This is a genomic window from Singulisphaera rosea, assembly GCF_054877945.1.
Window position 1 is genome coordinate 1 of record NZ_JBTYIP020000007.1, and the last position, 23470, is coordinate 23470.

Annotated in this window: 21 protein-coding genes; 13 read left to right on the top strand and 8 right to left on the bottom strand. The window is 63.1% G+C overall.

What is annotated here, in order from left to right:
• The first annotated feature begins 368 nt into the window (after window positions 1-368).
• Window positions 369-782, top strand: coding sequence for an ester cyclase (locus ACYOEI_RS14445; protein WP_462850213.1), 414 nt, complete (start codon window positions 369-371; stop codon window positions 780-782).
• 96 nt (window positions 783-878) lie between these two features.
• A complete protein-coding gene (locus tag ACYOEI_RS14450) occupies window positions 879-1097 on the top strand; it encodes a hypothetical protein (protein ID WP_462850214.1) in 219 nt (72 codons plus the stop codon).
• Between the two features lie 35 nt (window positions 1098-1132).
• Here the strand turns inward: ACYOEI_RS14450 and ACYOEI_RS14455 are convergent, their stop codons facing one another.
• The 4 genes from ACYOEI_RS14455 to ACYOEI_RS14470 all read right to left on the bottom strand — a co-directional run bounded on the left by ACYOEI_RS14455 (window position 1133) and on the right by ACYOEI_RS14470 (window position 5741).
• Complete coding sequence (locus ACYOEI_RS14455) at window positions 1133-2164, bottom strand: 6-phosphofructokinase (RefSeq protein ID WP_462850215.1); 1032 nt, start codon at window positions 2162-2164, stop codon at window positions 1133-1135.
• 426 nt (window positions 2165-2590) lie between these two features.
• A complete protein-coding gene (gene accC / locus ACYOEI_RS14460; RefSeq protein ID WP_462850216.1) occupies window positions 2591-3958 on the bottom strand; it encodes an acetyl-CoA carboxylase biotin carboxylase subunit in 1368 nt (455 codons plus the stop codon).
• A gap of 157 nt (window positions 3959-4115) precedes the next feature.
• On the bottom strand, window positions 4116-4610 hold the full coding sequence (gene accB, locus ACYOEI_RS14465; RefSeq protein ID WP_462850217.1) for an acetyl-CoA carboxylase biotin carboxyl carrier protein: 495 nt from the start codon (window positions 4608-4610) through the stop codon (window positions 4116-4118).
• A gap of 36 nt (window positions 4611-4646) precedes the next feature.
• Window positions 4647-5741, bottom strand: coding sequence for a M24 family metallopeptidase (locus ACYOEI_RS14470; RefSeq protein ID WP_462850218.1), 1095 nt, complete (start codon window positions 5739-5741; stop codon window positions 4647-4649).
• 201 nt (window positions 5742-5942) lie between these two features.
• On the opposite strand from ACYOEI_RS14470, the gene ACYOEI_RS14475 reads away from it, so the two are divergent.
• Window positions 5943-6599: a 3-keto-disaccharide hydrolase gene (locus ACYOEI_RS14475; RefSeq protein WP_462850219.1), complete on the top strand. Its 657-nt coding sequence runs from the start codon at window positions 5943-5945 to the stop codon at window positions 6597-6599.
• A 107-nt stretch (window positions 6600-6706) separates the two neighbouring features.
• Here ACYOEI_RS14475 and ACYOEI_RS14480 read toward each other — a convergent pair whose 3' ends face one another.
• The gene (locus ACYOEI_RS14480; RefSeq protein WP_462850220.1) at window positions 6707-7720 is read right to left on the bottom strand and encodes a TPM domain-containing protein; all 1014 of its coding nucleotides are present in this window, start codon (window positions 7718-7720) and stop codon (window positions 6707-6709) included.
• Between the two features lie 201 nt (window positions 7721-7921).
• On the bottom strand, window positions 7922-8209 hold the full coding sequence (locus tag ACYOEI_RS14485; protein WP_462850221.1) for a hypothetical protein: 288 nt from the start codon (window positions 8207-8209) through the stop codon (window positions 7922-7924).
• A 98-nt stretch (window positions 8210-8307) separates the two neighbouring features.
• Here ACYOEI_RS14485 and ACYOEI_RS14490 point away from each other — a divergent pair, with 98 nt between their 5' ends.
• The 8 genes from ACYOEI_RS14490 (at window position 8308) to ACYOEI_RS14525 (ending at window position 19120) form a co-directional block, all read left to right on the top strand.
• Window positions 8308-9741, top strand: coding sequence for a hypothetical protein (locus ACYOEI_RS14490; protein ID WP_462850222.1), 1434 nt, complete (start codon window positions 8308-8310; stop codon window positions 9739-9741).
• A 183-nt stretch (window positions 9742-9924) separates the two neighbouring features.
• Entirely contained in the window at window positions 9925-10533 is a 609-nt protein-coding gene (locus ACYOEI_RS14495) for a DUF4149 domain-containing protein (protein ID WP_462850223.1), read from the top strand.
• 320 nt (window positions 10534-10853) lie between these two features.
• Complete coding sequence (locus tag ACYOEI_RS14500) at window positions 10854-11927, top strand: DHH family phosphoesterase (RefSeq protein WP_462850224.1); 1074 nt, start codon at window positions 10854-10856, stop codon at window positions 11925-11927.
• 386 nt (window positions 11928-12313) lie between these two features.
• Window positions 12314-14485 carry a PSD1 and planctomycete cytochrome C domain-containing protein gene (locus ACYOEI_RS14505; RefSeq protein ID WP_462850225.1) on the top strand — a complete coding sequence of 724 codons (2172 nt, stop codon included), beginning with the start codon at window positions 12314-12316 and terminating at the stop codon, window positions 14483-14485.
• A gap of 72 nt (window positions 14486-14557) precedes the next feature.
• On the top strand, window positions 14558-15958 hold the full coding sequence (locus ACYOEI_RS14510) for a DUF1501 domain-containing protein (protein WP_462850226.1): 1401 nt from the start codon (window positions 14558-14560) through the stop codon (window positions 15956-15958).
• Between the two features lie 433 nt (window positions 15959-16391).
• Window positions 16392-17300 carry a UbiA family prenyltransferase gene (locus tag ACYOEI_RS14515; RefSeq protein ID WP_462850227.1) on the top strand — a complete coding sequence of 303 codons (909 nt, stop codon included), beginning with the start codon at window positions 16392-16394 and terminating at the stop codon, window positions 17298-17300.
• A 432-nt stretch (window positions 17301-17732) separates the two neighbouring features.
• Window positions 17733-18830, top strand: coding sequence for a DUF1559 family PulG-like putative transporter (locus tag ACYOEI_RS14520; protein WP_462850228.1), 1098 nt, complete (start codon window positions 17733-17735; stop codon window positions 18828-18830).
• A gap of 35 nt (window positions 18831-18865) precedes the next feature.
• Window positions 18866-19120, top strand: coding sequence for a hypothetical protein (locus tag ACYOEI_RS14525; RefSeq protein ID WP_462850229.1), 255 nt, complete (start codon window positions 18866-18868; stop codon window positions 19118-19120).
• Between the two features lie 39 nt (window positions 19121-19159).
• On the opposite strand, the gene ACYOEI_RS14530 is transcribed toward ACYOEI_RS14525, so the two are convergent.
• Together ACYOEI_RS14530 and ACYOEI_RS14535 are read right to left on the bottom strand one after the other, a co-directional pair.
• Window positions 19160-19996, bottom strand: coding sequence for a TatD family hydrolase (locus tag ACYOEI_RS14530; protein ID WP_462850230.1), 837 nt, complete (start codon window positions 19994-19996; stop codon window positions 19160-19162).
• 160 nt (window positions 19997-20156) lie between these two features.
• A complete protein-coding gene (locus tag ACYOEI_RS14535; protein ID WP_462850231.1) occupies window positions 20157-20435 on the bottom strand; it encodes a hypothetical protein in 279 nt (92 codons plus the stop codon).
• 213 nt (window positions 20436-20648) lie between these two features.
• Between ACYOEI_RS14535 and ACYOEI_RS14540 the strand changes: the two genes are divergently transcribed.
• Together ACYOEI_RS14540 and ACYOEI_RS14545 are read left to right on the top strand one after the other, a co-directional pair.
• On the top strand, window positions 20649-21980 hold the full coding sequence (locus ACYOEI_RS14540; protein ID WP_462850232.1) for a carboxypeptidase regulatory-like domain-containing protein: 1332 nt from the start codon (window positions 20649-20651) through the stop codon (window positions 21978-21980).
• Between the two features lie 316 nt (window positions 21981-22296).
• Window positions 22297-23421 (top strand): glycosyltransferase family 4 protein, encoded by a 1125-nt coding sequence (locus ACYOEI_RS14545; RefSeq protein WP_462850233.1) that lies wholly within the window; start codon window positions 22297-22299, stop codon window positions 23419-23421.
• Window positions 23422-23470: the final 49 nt, after the last annotated feature.

Sequence of the window (23470 nt, forward strand, 5' to 3'; positions counted from 1 at the left end):
CGACGTCACCGGCCGGAGTGACTTCGCCCTGAGGGCATGTCACGCCGGCCGAATCGTCCAGCGAACGAATTATCGCGGCCATCGGGCTCGGTCAAGTTGTCTTGCCGAACCACTCGGCCGCGTTTCTGGTCACCACCGTTGTCAGCGGCGACAGGGGTAATAATACCGGATCCTGGGACGAAGTCAACGACCCACCGAAAAATCTCGTGATTTCCTAGTCGATTCATCGACCCTCCTCCGGATGGTCCAGTGGGGTTGTCATCACCGATCGTGTCTTTCGCGTTCCTGGGATGAAAAACTTCAAATTGTTAAGATGACACTGCGTGGATCATGGGTTCGGATCGTGCCAAGTCGGGTAGGACATGATTGTGCCGCACCAAACCGCCGATGTCGTCCGGAAGTGGTTCGAGGATGTGTGGAACGCGCGACGCGAGGAGATGATCGACGATCTGATCACGTCGGAAAGCGTTTGCTATACCGATGATGGTGTTTTGAGGGGGCCTGTCGAATTCAAGGAACGGCAATACTGGCCGTTCCTCGCGGCATTCCCGGACTTGCACGTCGACGTCGAGGCGATTGTCTCCGAGGGCGAGAACGTCGTTGTACGCTGGACGGCCGAGGGGACTCACGCCGGTGAAGGCATCGGCCTGGCGCCCACTCATGAGCGCGTGAGATTTCGAGGGATCACGTGGATTCAAGTCCGTGGCGACAAGCTCATGCAAGGTTGGCAGAGCTCGAATATCCCCGAGGTCATCCGCACGCTGGCGAGCGCGGCAACTTGAGAAGTGTGATCGGAAGGGGGCTTTGCACCGTCGTGATCGCTACCGAGCCTCCCCTTTCCTTTGATATTGCAAGACGTTGGAAGGAGATTCACGCTGATGTGTATCTCGCTCCTCGGGTCGATCCTGTTCGTCGACCTGTGCGCGATCGTGCTCGGGTTCTTCGTGCAACTCGGCCAGGAATCGCTCTATTACCTCTCAGGGCCGATTGTTTTGGTGACCATCGCCTCAATCCTCGCCCGGGGCCGCTCTGCGATCGTTTGGAGCGGATACGGAAAAAGCCTCTGGCTCCTAGGGAGGAGGCAGAGGCTTCGATAGGGCGAGGCTTGTCAGAGGTCGAGGGTAGCCGGTTCTCAACGGAAGAACGCCGCGGCCTCGTGGTAGTAGGAGAGGTCGAGGGTCTTGCTGGCGGCGACGCCGGACTCGAGGGTCGTGTCGATGATCTTCGTCCCGGAGAGGGCGACCATGGTCCCGAACTTCTTCCGAAGGACGAGGTTGCCGGCGGCGAGGCCGAGTCGGGTCGCGAGGACGCGGTCGTAGGCGCTGGGAGGCCCGCCTCGCTGGATGTGTCCGAGGACGACGCAACGGGTTTCGTAGCCGGTCGCCTTCTCGATTTCTTCGGCGACGACGTTGCCCACGCCACCGAGGCGAGCATGGCCGAAGGCGTCGACACCCCCTTCGAGGGTGACTTCGGTCTTGTCCGGGAACTTGGCCCCCTCGGACACGACGACGATGCCGTATTTCTTGCCCTCGGATCGACGCCTCTTGAGGGTCTCGATCACGTGGGCCATGTCGATCGGCACTTCGGGGACCAGGATGTAATCCGCCGCGACGGCGATGCCCGAGAAGCACGCGATCCATCCGGCCTGACGGCCCATGGTCTCGACAACCATGACGCGGCGATGGCTCTCGGTCGTGGTGCGAAGGCGGTCGACCGCCTCGGTCACGATGTTGATTGCCGTGTCGAAGCCGAATGTGAAGTCGGTCACCATCAGGTCATTGTCGATGGTCTTGGGAACCCCGACCATCGGCATGCCGTAATCACGGTGGAGACGGTGGGCGACGCCCAGAGTGTCATCGCCGCCGATCGCGACGAGTGCATCGAGGCCGAGGGCCTTGAAGTTCGCCTGGACCGCGGGTATGTCGCGCTCGAGGTTCTTGAAGGGGTTCGTCCTCGAGGAGCCGAGGATGGTTCCTCCCTTGGCGATGATTTCGTCGGTCTCGATGACGGACAACTCGCGGCTCATGTTCTGAACGAGTCCGCGCCACCCTTCGAGGATCCCGACGCAGCTTCCTCCCTCGTTCACGACCGTCTGCACCACGGCGCGGATGACCGCGTTCAGGCCGGGGCAATCGCCACCCCCGGTCAATAAACCGACTTTCATGCAACGTTCCTAGCAGGTTGTTGAAATGTCGAAAAATGGATCTTGAATCCGCCGCCGGGCCGTGGTCCCGCTCGCCGGGCCGGGCGATCGATGGACCCTGGCGTCGGGCCATATGGTAAGGCCGGGATTCCCCGACGGCTCGACGCTGAGGATCCCGTCCCCGTCGGTCCGGGGAGCGATGCCTGGCGTATCATGAGACGCGTGGCGGTCCGACACGGACCGCCATTCCTCCGCCCCATCCGAACGAACCCAGAGCGAAATTACCACAGGTCCGGCCGGCGCTTCCAGGGGTGTCCCTGCCCCTCGCGTGGTCGGGACGTTCTTCGTTTAGGCAGTCGGACCGCTCTCGCCAAGTCACGAAAGGCCACCCACGGCACGAACGTGGGGATCTCCCCGATCGACTCGAGCCCCTCCGTTCGCTCGGACTTAGGCCGTGTGTGCGGGGGTTTTGGGAGGCATCAGCACTCGTTCAACCCAGGTCGTGTCGACGCGTCCTTCGATGAAGTCGCGATTCCGGAAGATGCGCCTGTGGAGGGGGATGGTGGTCTGGATGCCTTCGATGACCAGCTCGTCGAGGGCCCGACGCATGGTCGCCATGGCCTCGGCGCGGTTCGAGGCGTGGACGATCAGCTTGCCGACGAGGGAGTCGTAGTTGGGGGGGACGGAATAGCCGACTTCGACGTGCGAGTCCCAACGGACGCCGGGGCCTCCGGGGATCCGCATCGCCTTGATCTTGCCGGGGGAGGGCCGGAAGTCGTGGTCGGGATCCTCGGAGTTGATCCGGCACTCGAAGGAATGACCGCGAGTGACGATCTCCTTCTGGGTGAAGGGGAGTTTTTCGCCCGCGGCGATTCGGATTTGCTGCTTCACCAGGTCGATGCCGGTCACGACCTCGGTGACGGGGTGCTCGACCTGGATTCGGGCGTTGACTTCGATGAAATAGAAGTTGTTGTCGGCGTCCACGAGGAATTCGCAGGTCCCCGCATTAACATATCCGGCCGCCTTCGCGAGACGGACGGCGGCCTCGCCGAGACGCTGGCGGACGTCGTGGGGCAGGCTCGACGCGGGGGCTTCCTCGACGAGCTTCTGATGGCGGCGTTGGAGGGAGCAGTCACGGTCCCAGCAGTGGACGACGTTCCCGTGGGAGTCGGCCAGGATCTGGATCTCGACGTGACGGGGCCGGTCGATGAACTTCTCGAGGTAGACGCTCGAGTTCTTGAAGGCGGCGTCGGCCTCGTTTCGAGCGGCCTGGAGTGACGAGACGAGGGTCGACTCCTCTCGGCAAACACGCATCCCCTTGCCGCCACCGCCGGCGGCGGCCTTGATGAGGACGGGGTATCCGATCTTTTGCGCGAGGGCCATGGCTTCGGCGTCATTCACGACCGGGCCGTCGGAGCCGGGGACGCACGCGACCTTGGCCTCGGCGGCCACGGCCTTGGCTTCGGTCTTCAGCCCCATTCGGCGGATGGCTTCGTGCGGGGGGCCGATGAACTCGAAGCTGCAACTGCGGCAAATCTCGGCGAAGTGGGGGTTCTCGCTCAGGAAACCATAGCCCGGGTGGATGGCCTGGACGTCGGCGACCTCGGCAGCCGCGATCAGCCTCGGGATGTTCAGATAGCTGTCGGCGCTCGGGGCCTTGCCGATACAGATGGCCCGGTCGGCCAGTTTGAGGTAGGGGGCGTTGCGGTCGGCCTGCGAGTAAACGGCAACGACCTCGACCCCCAGATCCTTGCAGGCGCGGATTATCCGCAGCGCGATCTCACCCCGATTGGCCACCAGAATGCGCTGAAACATCGAGAACCTCAGATCGTTGCGGGATGCGAAGTCCCAGCCCAGAGTGGTTCGCGGGATCCCGAGTCAGGAGGCGGATCGCCGGGATCGACCACCGGTCGACCCCTTCTGCGGCGACGAAGTCGGTCGGCCGGACGATTGGATCGACCGGCCGAGGGCCTCAGGCAGGATTGACGCGGAACATCGGCTGGCCGTATTCGACGGACTGGCCGTTCTTGACCAGGACTTCGGTGATCGTGCCGGAGAGGCCGGCCGGGATGTCGGTGAAGACTTTCATGGCCTCGATGATGCAGACCGTCGTATCGGGTCGGATGACGGTCCCGACGTTGACGAACGGCGGAGCCTCGGGGGAATTCGAGGCATAGTAGGTCCCGACCATCGGGCTCTCGATCACCAGGTCTTTGGAGACCGGTGGCGCGGCGGGAGGGGGCTCCGGACGAGGCGCCGCGGCCGGAGCGGGAGCCGCCTGCATGACCACGGGAGGGAGTGCGGCGGGGGCGTACGCGAGTTCGGCACCTCGCCTCCGCAGGCGGATCTTCGTGGGACCCTCGCCCAGGTCGATCGCCGTCAGGTCGTACCGCTTCATCAAGCGAATGAGTTGATGGATCGCGTTGACGTCGACGGGTGGGGACGGCTCTTGAGACTTCTCCGGCATGCTGACACTCCGCGCGGCTGGCATTCGACGACTCGGTCACCCGACTCGGACGGAGTCGAGCGACTTGGGGACGTGGGACAGGACCTCGCAGCCGTCGGGGGTTACCAGCACGTCGTCTTCGATCCGGATGCCGCCCCAGCCGGGCAAGTAGATGCCGGGCTCGACGGTGATCACCATACCGGGTTGGAGCGTGACGTCGGATTCCTTGCGGAGCCGAGGGGCCTCGTGGATCTCGAGGCCGAGGCCGTGGCCCAAGCCATGGTTAAAAAAACGGCCGAAACCAGCATCCTCAATCACGGAGCGGGCTTCGGCGTCGATGGCATCGGCCTTGACCCCGGGCCTGATCGCGGCGATCGCGCGTCCCTGGGCCTCGAGGACTGTCCGATAGACCTTCTCGAACTTCGACGTGACCTTACCGGTGACCAGGACCCTCGTCAAGTCACTTTTGTAAGGGTGGCCCGTCGCACCCCAATCAACGAGCACGAAGTCGGCGTCGCCGATCCTCGCGTCCTGGGTGGGTCGGGCATGCGGAAGGGCGGCCCTCGGCCCTACCGCGACGATCGGAGGGAAGCTCGCCGAGGTGGCCCCGCACCGTCGAAGGTAACCTTCGAGCGCATCAGCCGTGTCCTTCTCGGTCTCCTCCTCCCTGAGGCCGGCGCGGAGCATCGCGAACGCCCGCTCCGCGAAGCCGATCGCCTCTCGAATCGCGGCGACTTCGTCCTTGTCCTTGATCGCCCGCAGCGATTCGACCCGTCCCTGGATCGCGATCAGTTCGATCCCCGACAACCGCGAACGAAGCTCTTCGAAGTCGGCGACCGATACCGCGTTCGCTTCGAACCCGAGTCGACGGATCCCGAGTGCCGAAACCGTCTCGGCGATGGCGGAGATCATGAGTTGGGCGACCGGGCGGATCTTGATCTCCAGGTCGGGGCACTCTTGAGCGAGCTGGTCCTGGTAACGACCGTCGGACAGGACGATCGCCCGGTCTTTGGCGAGCAGGAAGGTCGAGTCGTCGCCGCTGAAGCCCGTGAGGTAGCTGACGTTCACGAACGACGAAACGAGCAGGGCGTCCAGGTGGTCTGCCTTGAGCGACTTCGTGAGCGATTCCCGGCGCTTCGGGGTTCGGTCCATGATTTAGGCGGCTCGTGAATTCGAGAGGTCGTAGGTATGGATTCCGACGCGAGTGGTGCTACCAGAGGCGGCCTGGTCGAGCAAGGGCGTCTGGTCCTGTCGGAAACCCGGCGCGCGTGATAAGTTGGTCGCCGTACCATCCTCGGAACCGTCGATTGGGATGGCGTTCAGACACACCCTCCACTGAGGAGATCGCGACCGATGCGTACAACGGCGATGGCGGGCCTGGTCGGGCTCGCCCTGGCGACCGGGGCCCTGGCGGCCGCCGAACAGTTCAAGACGATCTTCGACGGGACCAGCGGAAACGGTTGGATCACCAACCACGACAAGAAGCCCGTGTCGAAGGCCAACGTCCAGGCCGACGGTTTGAACCCGCATGCGTCGGGGGGATACATCGTCGCCCACGACAAGACGCACGGGAACTTCGTGCTCGACTTCGACTACAAGCTCAGCAAGGGCTGCAACTCGGGGGTCTTCCTCAGGGTCGGCGACTTGAAGGAACCCGTCACGACGGGCCTGGAGATCGCCCTCGACGACACGACCGGCACGGGCCTGCACGACTCGGGCGCGTTCTACGACCTGGTCTCGCCGACCACCAACGCCCAGAAGCCCGCGGGCGAATGGAACCACATGACCATCACCGCCCTCGGGCCGAAGATCTCGGTCGTCCTCAACGGAGAGACGGTCTCGAAGATCGACCTCGACCAGTTTACCGAACCCGGCAAGCGACCGGACGGCTCGAATCACAAGTTCAAGGGCGTGACGATCAAAGACTTCGCCAAGCCTGGCTACTTCGGCTTCCAGGACCATGGCCAGGACTGCTGGTATAAGAATGTGAAGGTCAAGGATCTGGACTGACTCTCCCGCCGTCAGAAACGACACGACCCCGGCGGCCAATGGTGGCCGCCGGGGTCGTTTGTCGTCTTGCGAGGCGCCTTGCGAATCGAGCCGGTGATGCGGGACGATTACCAGTCACCACCGCCACCGCCGCCACTGTCACCGCCCCAATCACCACCGCCACCGCCGCCCCAATCGCCGCCCCCGCCGGAATCGCCGCCGCCCCAGTCGCCGGAGGCATTGTTCCCGCCGCTCCAATCGTCGGCACCGCCGGGTTCGGAGACTCCCTGGTTCCCGTCGCCGTACGATGAGCTGTCCGTGTATCCTGTCTGATGGTGTCGACCGGAGAATTGGTCGTAGAGCCAGTTCCCGGCCAGGGCGCCCCCGATGCCGCCGAACATGCTCGACATGAAGCCCCCGCCACCACCCCCACCACCATAGCCCGGCGCACCGTAACCGGGGGCTCCGTATCCTGGACCGCCCGCCATGCGGCCGGGCCCGCCGTAACCAGCCCCCTGACCGCCCGAGAAAAGCCTCCCGATCATCCGGATCACAAACAGGAAAGCGATGATCCCGATCCCGAGGAAGAGTAAACCACCGAGGCCGGTTCCCTGTCGCTGCCCCGGACGTACCGGCACCGCGGCCCGACGGCCGGCGGGTACGCCGGCGCCAGAGCGAAGGACTCCCCCATTTTCGCCCTTGGCCGCGATGACCTCACTTTCCAGCGTCTCGGTTCCCTTGATTAGGCCCTGATCAAGCGATCCTTTCTTGAATTCGTCGATGAACGCCTTTTGAATGGTCTTTAGGCGTTCGGTCGGGAATGCCTGACGGTATCGGGTCGAAGAAAGGACCTCGATCTTGTGCTCCTGCTTGGCGAGCAGGATAAAGAGCCCACCGGTTTTCTGTCGCTCGGCATGGCGGGTGGAGACTCGTTCGATCGAATCACCGTTGAGCGAGTCGATCGTCTCCACGCTGACGTTCAACTGGGAGTTTCGCTCGATGGCGTCCAGCGTCGACTGGGCCTGTCGGACGGCCGCCGGGCCGAACATCCCGGCATTATCCCGGATCGAGGAAGCCTGCGCCGAGCCGATCGACGCGGCCAAGGCTAGGGGCAGTGCAAGCAACCATCGCGTTTTCAACATGGATCTCATGACCTCATACAAGGGGAGAAGACCCGGGTCCTACCGGCGCGGCACGCCCGTTCTGACGAGGGTCCGCCGCGAGGCCGGGCTTCAGACCTCCAGAGTCTATTCGCCCGGGAGACTCAATTATAGTTAAGAATCGCACTCGGCGTGCCGACCTGGCGGAAAATTGCGGTCGGTTCTCTTGGTTTCGTCGGTTCGTCAAGACTCGGAGATCTCGGCAAAACGGGTGATGGCGACGACCTCGTCGAGGCGGATGAGGACCCTTGCTCGGTTCCGCCGGATGCCGAGGCGGATGGAGTCATACACGTAGACTTCTCGGCTCGCGGTACTGTCGCGGAAGTCGTGCAGGTCGGCGTCTTGCATCTCGAGGAAGGCCGAGTCGAATCCCGTGAGGGTGCCGAGGCAGACGTAAGTCGAGCGGAGGTCGACGACGATGGCCTGTCCGACGAGGTTGGCGAGCGAACCCGATGTAGCGAGTGGATCCATACCCGAAGGAAACTCCTAACTGGGGCTGAAATCGCGAGCGGACGGATGCTTTGGTTCGCCTTGACGGATTTTAAGGTGCGGGCTAAGGTCCCGCCACCATGTCACCCAAAAACTCCCTTCTCACCACCGGCCTGACCGCGCTGGGCCTGTTCGGGGTTGCCGTCTTTGGCAACGCCGAACCGGAGACCGCCCCGTCCGGCCTCCCCTCGTCCGTCGCACCGAGCTCCTCTCGGGCGGTGCTCCTATTAACCAATGGAACGGTGGTCCAGGGCACGATCTCCGAAGATCCCAAAGCCTATTACCTTCACGCGAACGGAGGGAAGATCCCGTATCCCAAGGGACGCGTCGAGCAGTCATTCAAGACGCTCGAGGACACATATCAGTATAAATTGGACCGCTTGCCGCAGCGCGATACCGACGAGGCCATGAAATTGGCGCGTTGGTGCCTCGTGAACAAGCTCATTCCCCAGGCGAAGGTCCAGCTCAAGGTGGTCCTCAACCAGAGCCCGAACCACCGCGAAGCCGCTCAGATGCTCGAGAAGATCGAGGGCGTCGAGTATCGCGGGACGGACCGGGATACCGGGGTCATGCAGGCCAGCGGCGAGGCGGTCGAGGGTCGAGACGACAAGCTGGATCCGGCCGTCCTCGGCCGAGCGGCCCGAGAGATGGGCGTTTCGACTCTGCCCCAGATCCGCGGGCTGACGACGGCCCAGGCGGTCAAGCGGATGCAGGAGTTCCGCGGCGTGGTCCACGAAATCCTCCAGAAGCGTTGCGCCCGCTGCCACGACGAGCAATATCAGGGCGAGTTCCGCCTGGTCGAGATCAAGACGAGACGCGACATGTCGGCGGACACGCTACGGGCCAACCTGGATGCTACGCTCCGGCTCATCGACTTTCAGGAACCCGCCAAGAGCGAGCTCCTCTCGAGCACGATCAGGCCGCATGGGCCGAATTCGAACAAGCGCCCGATCTTCTCGGGCTCCAACGACCGTTCATACCAGATCCTCGCGGCCTGGGCCGGCCGACTCCGTCCGACACAATCGGCCGGGTCGACTCAACCGGTTCGACCCGCGAACCGGGACGTTGACAGCGACGAGGCGTTCGCGGTCCAGCGTGCCGGTGCGGAACTCCCGCCGAGGGGCATGGCCCCTGCGGTCCGTCCTGCAGACGAAGAAGTCGAGGAGGTCTACCCCTCGCCACCCGGCCAATTCCTGCCGGGCAGCGGAGCCGACCTGCAGCCCTACGCGCCGGAGGGTACCGAATTCCCGAAGTCTCCGTTGATGGGTGGCCCCAAGCCTCAGCTCGGCACGGCTGCCGCACCCGCAACGATCCCGGCTCGCCCCAAGACCCAGCCGGGTCAAGTTCCGGGAGCCGCCACGCTTCCGCCGCTCCCTACGGGGGCGAAGGAGCCGACTGGCGAGGGAGCGGAAGGGGTAGCGCCCACACCGAAGCCGACCAAGAAGAAGCCCGTAAAGCTCGACCCGGCCCTTCTTGAGAAGGCGCTGATGAATCGTTTCTCCCCGCAGCCCTGACCCGAGGTAAGCCCTCATTTCGATGGGGGCTGCCATGTTCGACCCACCCGGATCGTGCTTGACTTCTCACAGCACCGACTTACAACTCTCAGAGATCGAATTTCCAGGCGCGATCTGGGGGGCCGTCGTCGAAGCCCGGAATAGACTCGTGATGACGCGCGCCCGAGCCTCGCGCAGCGGGAGATGGCTGACGTCGTGAACGCGAGATTCCTGCGAGGCATTTTCGACTCGGCCTACCTCTTGGCGCTAACCGCCTGGGTGGGGAGCCTTTCCTTCGTCTTGTTCGGGGCCGCGTCGAATGCGTTAAACGTCCTCGGGATCGAGGACGGTCGGCGATTTTCGCGTGCGATGCTTCCTCGGCTCTACCTGTGGGTTTCCGTCGCCGGTGCGGTCGCGCTTCCGTCGTATCTCGGTGTCCCTCTGAGTTTCCCGGAGTTCCGCGGACCCGGGGTCGCTCTCCAAGCGTTCGCGATCGTGGCCGGGATCCTGCTCATGCTCTATGGCGGGAATACCCTCGCGCCGGCGATCCTAGACGCGAACGAACGCGGTGTGTCCGATGCCGAGCGTCTCCATCGTCGAGCGATTGGGCTCAATTTCGTCACGCTCGGTGTCGGCATCGCGCTGCTGCTCGCGTTCGCGAGTCGTTCGGCCCCGAAGACGGAAGGCATCGTCGAGCCCGACGCGATCGAACGTGCTCGAAGTCTCCTCGAGAAGGCGAAATCCAATCCACTCGACTCGAAGCGCACCCTTCCCGACTCCGCCTTGCCCGAGCGATCGGACGCAGGCCCTTAGATCTCCCCGGATCGATCCTCGAACACGAGTCCGCCCCGGTGCGACGGTCCTGACCGAGGTCAAGACCCGGTTTCTCGGCGCGTTCGAGGGCTGGCGTGGTAGACGCCTGTTATCGTAAACTGCGTTGAATCGGTTTCACGACCTGTAGGCTCCCTCGAAGCCTTGTGTTCGGGGGGTGCCATCGACAAGGCCCCCCATGAGCCCTCTCCACTCTCCAGGGACGGCTCGACGATTCGGTTGGACGATCCTCGGGTCATCGCGATCGAAAGAGGTTGGCGGGTCTCGGTTCGGGCCGTAGGGCATTGGGGACGCGAACCAAGATGACGGCCGAAATCGAGTCGGAACGCACCGTGTTCCGGCAGCACCGTTCCGAACGTCTGCTGGCAACGCTCGCACCCTACTCCCGAGTCGTCATCGTCTCGCACGTCAACCCCGACCCCGATGCCCTCGCGAGTATGCTCGGGCTTCAGGCGTTGATCGAGCACGCCCAACCCGGGAAGACGGTCGTGCTGACGATGGATGGGATGATCGCCCGCGCCGAGAATCGGGCCATGGTCGAGGTCCTGTCGATCCCCCTGGTGCCGGTTCTCGATGCGGTCATCGACCCGAACACCGCCGTCATCATGGTCGACTCGCAGCCTCACACCGGGCGCCGAGCCAACGAGTCGGCGATGCCGCAGGTCGTCATCGACCACCACGAGACCGGCGGATTGTTGGAAGGGGTCCTCTTCCGGGACCTACGCCCCCACATGGGGGCGACGAGCACGATGGTGACAGGCTACTTGCTCGAGCAAGACGTCGCACTCACGCCGAGAGTTGCGACCGCCCTGCTCTACGGGATCGACTCGGAGACGGAAGGCTACCCACGCGAGGCGAGCTCGCTCGACGACGGTGCCCTCGTTTGGCTATTCCCTCGAGCGGACAAGGACCTGCTGGCCAAGATCCGCCACCCGAAGCTTCCCCAGAGCCACTTTGCGACCTTCCAACACGCCCTGGCCAACGCATTCCTCTATCGGGATGTCGTCGTGAGCTGGTGCGGGACGGTGACGCAGCCCGACATCGTCGCCGAGATTGCGGATTTCTTCGTCCGCTTCGACCAGGTGAACTGGGCCATCGCGATCGGGCACTTCGATCAGATGCTCAAGCTCTCGGCGCGCGTAAGCCTCCTTGGTGGTCACTCGGGAGAGGTCCTGCGAGAAGTCGTGGACGGAATCGGGACCGCGGGGGGCCACGACAAGCGAGCCGGTGGGGCCATCCCCCTGCCCGATTCTCGGCCCGAGACCATCGACGCCCTCCTGCGAAAAATCCGGCACCGGCTCCTCACCCGTCTCTCGATCGACGAGCACCAGGGGCGTCGCCTCCTCGAAGCCAGTCCCGTCATCCCTGCCCCCTGACGGAACTTTCCGGTTTCAAATCCCTTCCCCTTCGGATCCATCAACGCCAGGTAAGGTTCCGTGTTCTCGGGTTCTCTCCCCGTCACGCGGGTTGATCCCGCGTGACGAATGCGCCATAATCTTCGATGATGAAACCCGCAAGAGTACGATGAATTGATGATTGCGGCAAAACCCTCGAGCTCTCGGATCTCCCTCGCTCACGTTTGACATCGTCGACGTTCCCTCGACTCCGGCGTCCGCATTGGAACGCCTGAATTCAACCTCGGTCGACCCCGCTTCGACGCGAAACGTCGTGGTTGTTCGGGATTCAGGGCCCCGCTCACTCGACTTGATCGCTGATTCTCAACATTCCGACTGCCCTTCTTCTCCCCTGTCGAGGAGATCCGATGCGCCGGAGTTCTTCCTTCCTCCTGGTGGTGGGTTTCCTTTCCGGCGGCCTCCATGCGGCCGAGGCGACGCTGCCGGCGGCCCAGGTCGAGTTCTTTGAGAAACAGATCCGGCCCGTCCTGGTCGAGCGTTGCCAGAGTTGCCACGGGCCGGAGAAGCAAAAGGGGGGGCTTCGGCTCGACTCGAGGGCGGCACTCCTGGCCGGAGGGGACTCGGGGCCGGCGGCGGTCCTTAATGCTCCGGACGAGAGTCTGGTCGTCCAGGCGGTCCGCTACGGCGGCGAGCTGAAGATGCCGCCGAAAGACAAGCTGCCCGCCGAACAGGTCGCCGCGCTTGTCGAATGGATCAAGCTCGGACTACCCTGGCCCGAGGCCGAGTCGGAGGTCCGTCCCCCCATAGGGCCCGCGTTCAAGATCACGGACAAGGACCGCGAGTTCTGGTCGTTCCGCCCCGTTCGTGACCCGGCCTTGCCAGCCGTGGAGGACAAGGACGCGACCCGCGACCCGATCGACCTGTTCATCCAGGCCGAGCTCGAGAAGCAAGGGCTCCGCTCGGCCCCTCCGGCCGACAAGCGAATGCTCATCCGACGAGCGACGTTCGACCTCATCGGACTTCCGCCGTCTCCGGAGGAGGTCGAATCGTTCCTCCAGGACCAGTCGGGCGAAGCTTTCGCCAAGGTTGTGGAGCGGCTGCTGGCCTCCCCACATTACGGCGAGCGGTGGGGAAGACATTGGCTTGACGTTGCCCGCTATGGTGAGGATCAGGCCCACACGTTCCAGTCCCGGAAATATCCCGATGGGTACCGATACCGCGACTGGGTCGTCAAGGCGTTCAACGGCGACATGCCCTACGATCGCTTCATCCTCGAGCAGATCGCCGGGGATCTACTCGATGGGCCTGGCCGAGCGGGTCGGCTCGCGGCGCTCGGATACTTCGCCCTCGGGCCCGTTTATTATGGAAAGGCCACGGCCGACGAACTCGATGATCGACTTGACACCCTGACTCGAGGCTTCCTCGGGTTGACCGTCGCCTGTGCCCGTTGTCACGACCACAAGTTCGACCCGATCCCGCAGCGGGATTACTACTCGCTCGCGGGAGTGTTTGCCAGTACGGACTACAAGGAATACGTCCTGACGCCGGAGGGTGGCATCGACGAGAAGGCCGTCTCCGACCCGACGGACAAGGTGGTCAAGGACAAGGACAAGAAGAAAAAGGACACCACGCGCAAGCCGGTGATCCACGCGCTGACCGAAGGAGCGAAGCCGACCGATCTCAAGGTCCATCTGAGGGGTAACCCGGCTACACTCGGCGAATCGGCCCCGAGACGATTCCTCGCGATCCTTGCCGGAGACAACGCGAGGCCGTTCTCCCAGGGAAGCGGTCGGTTGGAGTTGGCCAAGGCGATCGCCAGCCCAAATAACCCACTCACCGCGCGCGTGTTCGTGAACCGGGTCTGGATGCACCACTTCGGCCGAGGGCTCGTTAAGACCCCGTCGAACTTCGGTGCTCTCGGGGAAGCCCCGAGTCATCCCGAGCTCCTGGATCATCTCGCGAGCCGATTCATGGCCGGTGGCTGGTCCATCAAGTCGCTCCATCGCACGATCCTGCTTTCCGCGGCCTATCAGCGGAGCGCACGATACGATGAACACAATGTCCGGATCGATCCCGACAACCGCTTCCTCTGGCGGATGAATCGTCGACGGCTGGAAGTTGAGCCCTGGCGTGATTCGATGCTGTTGGTGTCGGGGAACTCCGACCTCAGCCTCGGAGGACCTTCCAAGGATCTCTCGTCGCCGGACAACCTCAGGCGGACTCTCTATGGAGCGGTGAGTCGGCACAATCTCGATCCACTGTTACGACTCTTCGATTTCCCCGACCCGAACCTCACGAGCGACCTCCGGCCGGTCACGAGCGTACCCCTCCAGCAGTTGTTCGTACTCAACAGCGACTTCATGGCCAGGCAATCGAAAGCTCTCGCCGAACGGGTCACCGCGCTTGGTTCGAACGACGAGGAGCGGATCCGGCAAGCGTTCTCGCTCCTTTACGGGCGTCCTCCGAGCGAGCTCGAGATCCAGCTCGGGAATCGACTCGTGAGCTCCGGCATCTCCGACGCCTGGGAGAAGTACGCCCAGATTCTCCTGAGCTCGAACGAGTTTGCCTTCGTGGATTGACGGGAACAGGACCACGGTACGAACGGTTGCGCCCTCGGGTGTGGGCTGATGGATTCGACGGGAGATCCTCCGATGACCCATGATTCGCCGTTCGGCTTCAACTACCCCCCCCTGTCCCGCCGCGAGATGCTTCGCCGCGTCGGCGTCGGCTTCGGCACGCTCGGCCTTGCGGGAGTGCTCGCCCAGGAGTCGGCGGCGTCCGACTCGACCGATAGTCCGCTCGCGCCGAAGGCGGGTCATCTCACCCCGAAGGCCAAGCGGGTCATCTTCCTGTTCATGAACGGCGGTCCGTCCCACGTCGATACCTTCGACCCCAAGCCGGCCCTGACGCAGCACGACGGCAACGACCCGCCCAAGACGATGACCCGCGCCAAGGGAGGGAAGCTGATGAAGTCGCCGTTCCGCTTCCAAAAGGCGGGTCAGAGCGGGATCGAGGTCAGCGAGCTCTATCCCGAAGTCGCGCGATGCATCGACGACATCTGCGTCATCCGTTCGATGTACCACGAGACGCCCGCCCATGAGCGGGCGCTCCTGTTGATGAACTCCGGCAACGTCCAGCCGATCCGGCCGAGCTGGGGCTCCTGGCTGACCTACGGCCTGGGGACCGTGAACCAGAGCTTGCCCGGTTACATCGTCCTCTGCCCCGGCAAGCCGGTCGTGGGGCCGCAACTCTGGAGCAATAGCTTCCTGCCGGCCGTCTACCAGGGGACGCATATCGACAACACGTCGATCGATCCGAAGACGGTGATCCGCTACCTCGAGAATCGACGTCCCGCCAACGAGCAACGTGAACAGCTCGACCTTTTGAAGGCGATGAACGACCTCCACAGGGACGAACGAGGTCCGGACAGCCAGCTCGAGGCGCGGATCGAGTCGCTCGAGCTCGCCTACCGGATGCAGTTCGAGGCGCTCGACGTCTTCGACCTCGGCAAGGAGCCGACCTGGGTCCGCGAGCAGTACGGGCGGGGCGAATTCGCCGACGCCTGCCTGATCGCCCGGCGCCTCTCCGAACGGGGAGTGCGTGTCGTCCAGGTCTACTACGGTAACGACCAACCCTGGGACGACCACAAGGACATCTCCCTCCACCGCGATCACGCCGGCAAGAGCGATCGCCCCATCGCCGCGCTTCTCGCCGACCTGAAGGCACGCGGCATGTTGGATGACACGCTGGTCGTCTGGGGAGGCGAGTTCGGCCGTACCCCGACAAGCGAAGGTTCGAAGGGCCGCGACCACCACAGCCGAGGCTTTACGATGTGGCTCGCCGGCGGCGGGATCAAGGGTGGGCACGTCCACGGCGCGACCGACGAGCTCGGGATCGACGCCGTCGAGGACCGAGTCCACGTCCACGATCTCCACGCCACCATCCTCCACCTCCTGGGGATCGACCACGAGAAGCTCACCTATCGCTATAGCGGCCGAGACTTCCGGCTCACCGACGTCCACGGCCAGGTCGTGAGAGAGATCCTCGCGTGATTCTCGGAAGCCATCGAGACCTCGACATCTGATGGTTTCCCGAACGCTCGCGGAGCGTCGGCTGTCAAGCACATGCCACCTGCGGCGAGCGGGCTTCGATCCCTGGGGGATCGTGGCGGTCCGAACCTATTTGTTCAAGATTCTTTTCGTACCACTCGGTCACGAAAGGAGTTGAGGCGCGCCTGCGAAACGGTCATAATGATCGGAGAAAACGAGGATCTCCAGGAGTTCGGATCAACACAATAGAAAGTGTTTTGTGTTGAAAACTGATCCTACGTTCCTGCCACCATGGTAGGTTTTTGCCCGTTCCGCGATTGACTCCGAATGATCCGGGGACGACACGCTTTGGTTTGGTGTCGCACTCGTGCTGAGCGGAGATGAACTCGCGTCCATTCGCCACGGAATGTAGGAGTGTCGGCCTGAGCCGCTGGTCATGACGATCAAACCGTATCTTCAGCTCGTCCGACTTCCCAATGTCTTCACCGCCGCCGCCGATAGTCTGGCCGGTTGGCTCATCGTGCAAGGGAGTTTCGAGTCTCCGGAGCGTTGGCTTCCCCTCCTTCTGTCTTCCATGACGATCTATGCGGCGGGGATCGCGCTCAACGACGTCTTCGACTACGAAATCGACCTAAAAGAACGACCGAATCGGCCAATCCCTTCGGGGCAAGTATCCCGCAAGTTCGCTGCCTGGCTTGGGGGTGGGTTATTGACGGCCGGACCGTTGCTGGCACTCGCGAGCGGTTCGGCCTCCAGCTTTTTCGTGGCCTTAATCCTGTCGCTCAGCGTCCTGGCCTACGACGTCGGCGTGAAGCGAACCGTACTCGGGCCCGAGGTGATGGGACTCTGCCGAGGGCTGAACTTCCTCCTGGGGATGAGCCAGGCACCCGACCTGGGCGGGCCGACAGCCTGGCTCGTCGCGAGTTCCCTCGCGACCTTTGTGACGGGGGTGACCTGGATCAGTCGCTGGGAGACGGAGACCGGTCGGGTGCGCGGCCTCCTGGCGGGGATGATTCTCGAAAACCTCGGCTTGTTCGGCCTCGTCCTGGCGTCGTTGCCGACGAGCTCGCTCAACTCGAATGACTCGTCCAATCCCCCGTCGCAAACGCTCCAGGGCGTTGTTGTCCTGATCCTTGTGGCCTGGGTGGTGAACCTGGCAAGCGCGCGTGCCCTTCGTACGCCCATTCCAGGCGCAATACAAAGGGCGGTGAAGACGGGCGTCCTCTCTCTGGTCTGGCTCAATGTCGGCGTCGTTGCCGCCGTCCGAGGTGTCGGTCCTGCCTTCGTCGTCGCCCTGCTCTGGGTCCCGGCTTTCCGACTTGGCCGGTGGCTCTATTCCACCTGATCGCCGACACGACGTATACAGATATTCTTCGCCGATCTCGACCGGACTCCCATCGCGCGAGGTTTTCACCACAAAGGCACAAAGGACACAAAGTACGGGAGGCAGAGAGAACCTACCCTCTTCGAACTTGCTCCAATGATTCTTTGAGTCCTTTGGCCTTTGCAGTGAAGCCTTACTCCGGGCAGGGCTCGGTAGAGTCAGCGAGGAGTCAGCAAGGACGCTTCGTCGACAAAGACGCAACGAATTGCTTCACATCCGGCGGAAGCGATTCGTTGCGTCTTTTTGCGCTCATTGTCAAAATGGATTGGTCGGAAAAATCGGTCCTATTCATCCCAACAGGGCAAAGAAAACTTGCGACCAGGTAATTCAGACGTCATTTTTGTGCTCGAGGCGATCAATTGAAATCCTCTTAGCCTAATGGTGAACAAAACGATGCGGTCTCTTAAGCCGACTTACCACACGAGTAGAACTAGGGCATGCCGTGGATTTACACTCATTGAATTGCTCGTCGTGATTGCGATTATCGCCGTACTCATCGCCCTGTTACTGCCGGCGGTCCAGGCGGCACGCGAGGCGGCTCGTCGGGCCCAGTGCCGAAATAATCTGAAACAGATGGGCCTCGCGATCGCGAATTACGAGAGTGCGCAGGGCGCCTACCCTCTTGGCGCCGTCTTGAATAACGCAACGGATCAGGTCGCGAACTGTGGCGGCGGCGTTGCTCCGGACGGGCCGGGAGCCCCCCGCGACTTCACCATGCTCGCGTTAGTCCTCCCTTATCTCGAACAAACGAACGCTTATTACGCGGTGAATTTTGACCTGAGGGCAGACGGGACCTATCTTCAAGGTGTGAACGCCGGCGCGGCGAATAGCACGGCGCTCCTGACCACGGTGACGTCGTACCTCTGTCCCAGCGACCAGGTGAGGGCGTCCAAGCTCGGACCTGGCCCGATCGCTTACTCACAGACCTCGTATTTTCCGTCGGGAGGGACCTGGAACACCATCGCCTATTACGCCGGCCCCGAGTGCTGGAATCAGGACGTAGGGAACGGGGCCTTCGACGGCTACACCGCCTATTCCGTCTCGGCGTTCGTCGACGGCACGAGCCACACGATCTTCGCGGGTGAAAGCTCGCGATTTAAAAACGATCCGGACTGGTTCAGCAATAACTGGAGCGTCTTTGGCTATAATATGTCGGCGATCGGGTTCGCGACGACGCGTCCCCAGGGCTTAGCGTACGAAGTCCCGCGAATTAATGCGAACATGATGCTCGGCGACTACCCGCAAGGGGGAATGAACGCCCTGCCCGCCGAGACTCGCTGGCCTGACACGTCGGACCACAAGAACTGGCTGAACGACCCGAAGTACAAAGAATACGGCCAGTGGGGTTTCCGCAGCCAGCACCCCGGGGGAGCCCACTTCTTGTTCGGCGACGGCTCGGTCCAGTTCCTGAAAGAAACCATCGACCTGGCGACCTACCGCGCCCTCGCGACGCGCGACTGGGGCGAGGTCGTGAGCTCCGACGCCTTCTAACCGCTCGAGTCCCCCCGCCCTTGAGACCTTCCTTGATGACTCGCAAACCGATCCTGGCCACTTTCGTCGGTGCCCTCCTCTTCCTGGGCGGATGCGACCCCAACCCCGACGGTCCATCCGCTCCCTCGGCCCCCTCCTCCGCTCCCGCCGAACCTCGTCCGACGGAAGCGGAGCCCCGCATCAAGGGCAAGAAGCGAATGAAGCCGCTCCGCCAGGTCGCTGAGCCGATCGGGGCGAGCGCGTGTCCCCTCGAGGAAAAGCTTCCTTCGAGGATCCGGGCGGTCGAGTGAGTTGAGGTTCGTCCGCCCTGGTTACTCCCGATCAATTTGTCACCTGGCCTCGGCGAGCGTCTCGTCCCGAGGCGTGAACTGGAAGCGCGGGCACTGCGAGAAGAAGGCGAGCGGGTTTTCGAAGACGACCTTGCGGATCAACGCCTCGTCGTGGCCCCGCTTCCGCATCTCGAAGATGAATTCGGGGACGGCCAGGGGGTCGCTGTGCCCCCAGTCCCCGGCAGAGTTCACTAGGACCCGGTCCGTTCCGAACGTCTCGACCATGTCGGCCGCTCGGGCGGGCGTGCATTTCGTGATCGGATAGAGGGTCATCCCGACCCAATGCCCCGCGTCGAGTGCGAGCCGGATCGTGTGCTCCTCGACGTGGTCGATGCAGACCCGCTCGGGCACGATTCGCGAATCCTCGCGGAGCATGTCGAGGATCATCCTCGTCCCCTGGTACTTGTCGGCCAGGTGGGGCGTGTGGACCAGGATCAGCTCGCGCGTCCTGGCCGCGAGCTCGAGGTGGTCGAGGAAGACGGTTGCCTCGTTGCGCGTGTTCTTGTTGAGACCGATCTCCCCGATGCCGAGCACCCCCGGCTCATCGAGGAACTCGGGGATCATCTTAATGACCTCGCGCGCGAGCGAGACGTTCTCGGCCTCCTTCGCGTTGATGCAGAGCCAGGTGTGATGCTCGATGCCGTAGAGACGCGCGCGGCTCTGCTCGAATCCGGTGAGCTGCCGGAAGTAGTCGCGGAATCCCTCGGGACCCGACCGGTCGAACCCCGCCCAGAACGCGGGCTCGCTGATCAGGACGCACCCGGCGAGCGCCATGCGCTTGTAGTCGTCGGTGGTCCGAGAAACCATATGAATATGCGGATCAATATACGAGGACATGAAAGCAACTCCCTGGATTGTGGAGTATTCGTCCTGAGGTTCGTCGGAGCACTCGCCGAGCGCCAACACGGCTTTGGGGATGGATTCGGCGGCTAGATGTCTTCCGATCCTTCGAGCGGTCAAACGTCCCACCCTGGTCGGTGGCCGGTCGATCCGGCTCTCAACCCTTGGGATAGCGGTCGAGCCCCTCGCGTTCGCGCCAGTCCGCGTCGTAGTCGAGGGAGAAGAGTCGTTGGACGGTCTCGGCGCGGCCTGGGCCTGGCTCGAGGAGGGCTTCGATGGCCTGCCGCAACTGGCCAAGTCGGCGGTCGGGCGTATGGCCGGGTCGTTCGGGGGCGCGGTCGAGGCGATCGAGCGAGGCGGCGACTTCGAGAATCCGTCCTCTCGTCTCGAGGAAGTCGTTGTTCAGGACGTCGGTGGCGTCTCGAGAATGGGTCATCGTTGCGTCCTCTCCGGTTCGGTTCGCAACACGTTGGCGCGTTCCGACTTGGTCTCCCCCAATCTTCTCAAATCGACGCGTTTCACGCAAATTGTTGATCGCGCGGTCCGGTCTCTGCTATCGTAGGAGTAAATGGGGTCCTGAGAATTGCGCCGGTTGATGGACTCTCGCAGGTTCTCCGATCGGTCCCATTGCCTCGAGGAGACGACTCACATGAAATCGACTTGGCTCCGTGCCACCTTGGTCTCGGCATCACTCTTGGGAATTTCGGGGTCCGGGTCACACGTCTACGGGAATTGGTTTGGCGGTCGAAGCACCGTGACCACGGAAACGGTCCTGGCGTTGCCGACGTCGTACGTCTTGCCCACAGCGTATGTCACCCCGACGACTTATATCGAACCGACCTCGTACGTCGCCACCAGCAGCTACGTCCCGACGTCTTATGTCTACGACTCGAGCTACTACCCGACCTCGTACGTTGCATCCTCGAGCATCGTGCCGACCGCTTACGTCTACCCGTCGAGCTATTACCCGACGTCTTATGTCTACCCGACGTCGTATTACAGCCCGACGGTGTACGCGACCTCGTACAGCCTTCCGGGGACCGTCCTGAGCCCGACTTCGTACGTCGTGCCGACCTACTACACGACCACGACCCGTCGAGGCCTCTTCTCCCGGCGATACGTGGAGCGGACCTATGTGAGCCCGACCCGCTACTACGCCCCGACCCGCTACTACGCCCCGACCAGCTACGCGTATGCCCCGACCAGCTACTATCCCACGATCTACGACTATCCGGTCGTGGCAACGGTGGCCTCGGCGACGACGACGTGCTGCGGTGACACGGTTGCGGCGGCGCCGGCGACCCGGATGGTCCCCTCTGTCCCCGCTCCTGCCCCGACCGCGTCCCGCCGGACGGCACCTGCCCCGAGTCGATCTCCGGAGCGTGCCCCTGCGGTCGTGCAGAGTTCGCCCAGCCCTTCGGAACCTTCCTTGCAGGAGAGCAAGGCGGCCCCCGAGACGACCAACACCTTACCGCCCGCTAGCAGCGGGACGGAGTTGCTCCCGCCCGACAGGCCCGTGCCCGAAGCGGCTGCGCCTCTTCCTGATACGAAAGGGACCCCGGTCCCACCGAAGCCGGCTGAACTTGGACCACCCGTTGCGCCCGGCGCCGGGGAGACGTCTCCGCCCGACGTCCCGAGCATCCCGCCCGACTCGAAGCGTGAATCCCAGAAGCCGGTCTACCGCCCCGCGGTTCGCGTCACGCGACACATCCTCGAAGGCAAGGTCGTGAACAGCGACGACAATGCCGCCGAGGAAGGCGTCCGCGTGATCCTCAGCAACCGAGGTGGGGCCTTCGCCGACCGTGTGACCATGACCGACGCCTACGGCCGCTACGCGGTCCGCGTCCCCGACGGAGACTGGACCGTCAAGGTCACGATGCCGAGCGGCCGCGTCTATGCGGTGAGCGAGTTGACGATCAGTGGCGGCGAGATCACCGACGACCTCGGTCGGAACGTCCCGAGCCTCACGATCACCCGCTAAGCCTCACCAACCAGAGCACTCCTGAAACCCGGTCGATCTCGGCCGGGTTTCTTCTTTGCAAATTCCCATCAAAGACACAGACTGTTTTAGCCAGTGATTTTGAACACGGATGAAACACGGATAAAAGAGAAGATTTTTATCAACAGATGTCGCGGATGGACACAGACTGAAATTAGAAAAATCCGTGTTCATCTGCGTCACCTATTGATAAATATTCTTAATCCGTGTTTCATCCGTGTCCAATCCGTGGCTGGAATGGCGCATATCCAGAGCCAAATCCCAAGTGAGTTTAGAGGTTACGCCGAGGGTTTGTTATGTGGTCAGCTACTTTCACCCGCTTGAAAGCGGCGCCGAGCGGCAGGCGTTGGCACAGGGGATAGAGTTGGTGCGGCGGGGGCATTCCGTCCACGTCGTGACGCACGCGGTGCCGGGCCTGCCTCGCGATGAGGATGTGCGAGGAATTCAGGTCCACCGTTGGGTCCGCACGTCGAAGACGGGGCCGCTCTTCGCGATCAGCTTCGTCCTTGGCGTGATCCGGGCGCTCAGGACGCTCCGACCCCACTACGACGTGGTCCACACGCACCAGGCCTTGTGGGAAGCGGTGGCGACGGGCCTGGGACGGACCTGGCTCCGGGGGGCGCCCACGCTCGTCCAACCGGCCAGCTCGGGATACTATGGCGAGGCCGAGGAACTTGCTCGGACGCGCGGTTTCCCACTGCTCCGACGCGCCATCCTCCTCAACTCGAGCTTTGCCGCGATCTCGGAAGACATCGAACGCCAGTGGCGAGGACTCGGGGTCTCTTCCGAGAAAATGACTCGAACCGCCAGCGGGGTCGACGCCGAGCACTTCCGGCCGGGGACAAGTGCCCTCGAGAAGGATCTCCTCCCACGCCCCAGGGTCGTCTTCACGGGACGTCTCCATCCCCAGAAGAACCTCGACGTGCTCCTCGAGGCCTGGCCGCAAGTCGCGTCGCGTACGACGGCGAATCTGATCCTGATCGGACAAGGCCCGGAGCGTGACCGGCTCACCGCAAAGGTTCAAGCGCTCGGGATCTCGGGTCGAGTCCAGTTCACGGGAGCACTCCCCGACCCGGCGGACGCCTTGCGTGCGGCGGATGTCTTCGTCTTGCCCAGCGTGGCGGAGGGGATGAGCAACTCCCTGCTCGAAGCGATGTCCACCGGGCTCCCGTGTCTCGCGACCAACATCGGGGGAAACACCGACCTCCTGAAGGACGGTGTGGGAATCCTCGTGGAACCCGATCGTCCGCAGGAGTGGACGGACGCGTTGATCGAAGTCCTCGAGAACCGGAGTCGTGCCAAACAACTCGGTGATGCGGCCCGACGTCGAATCGAGGATGAATATGCGTTGCCTGTGGTGGTCGATCGTTACCTCAAGTTGTATCGCGAGCTGCTCGCGATACAACTTGAGGTAAAAAGGTAAAAATCGAAGGCAACTTGGCCGATTCTTCGCGATGATCCGACGCGTAGGA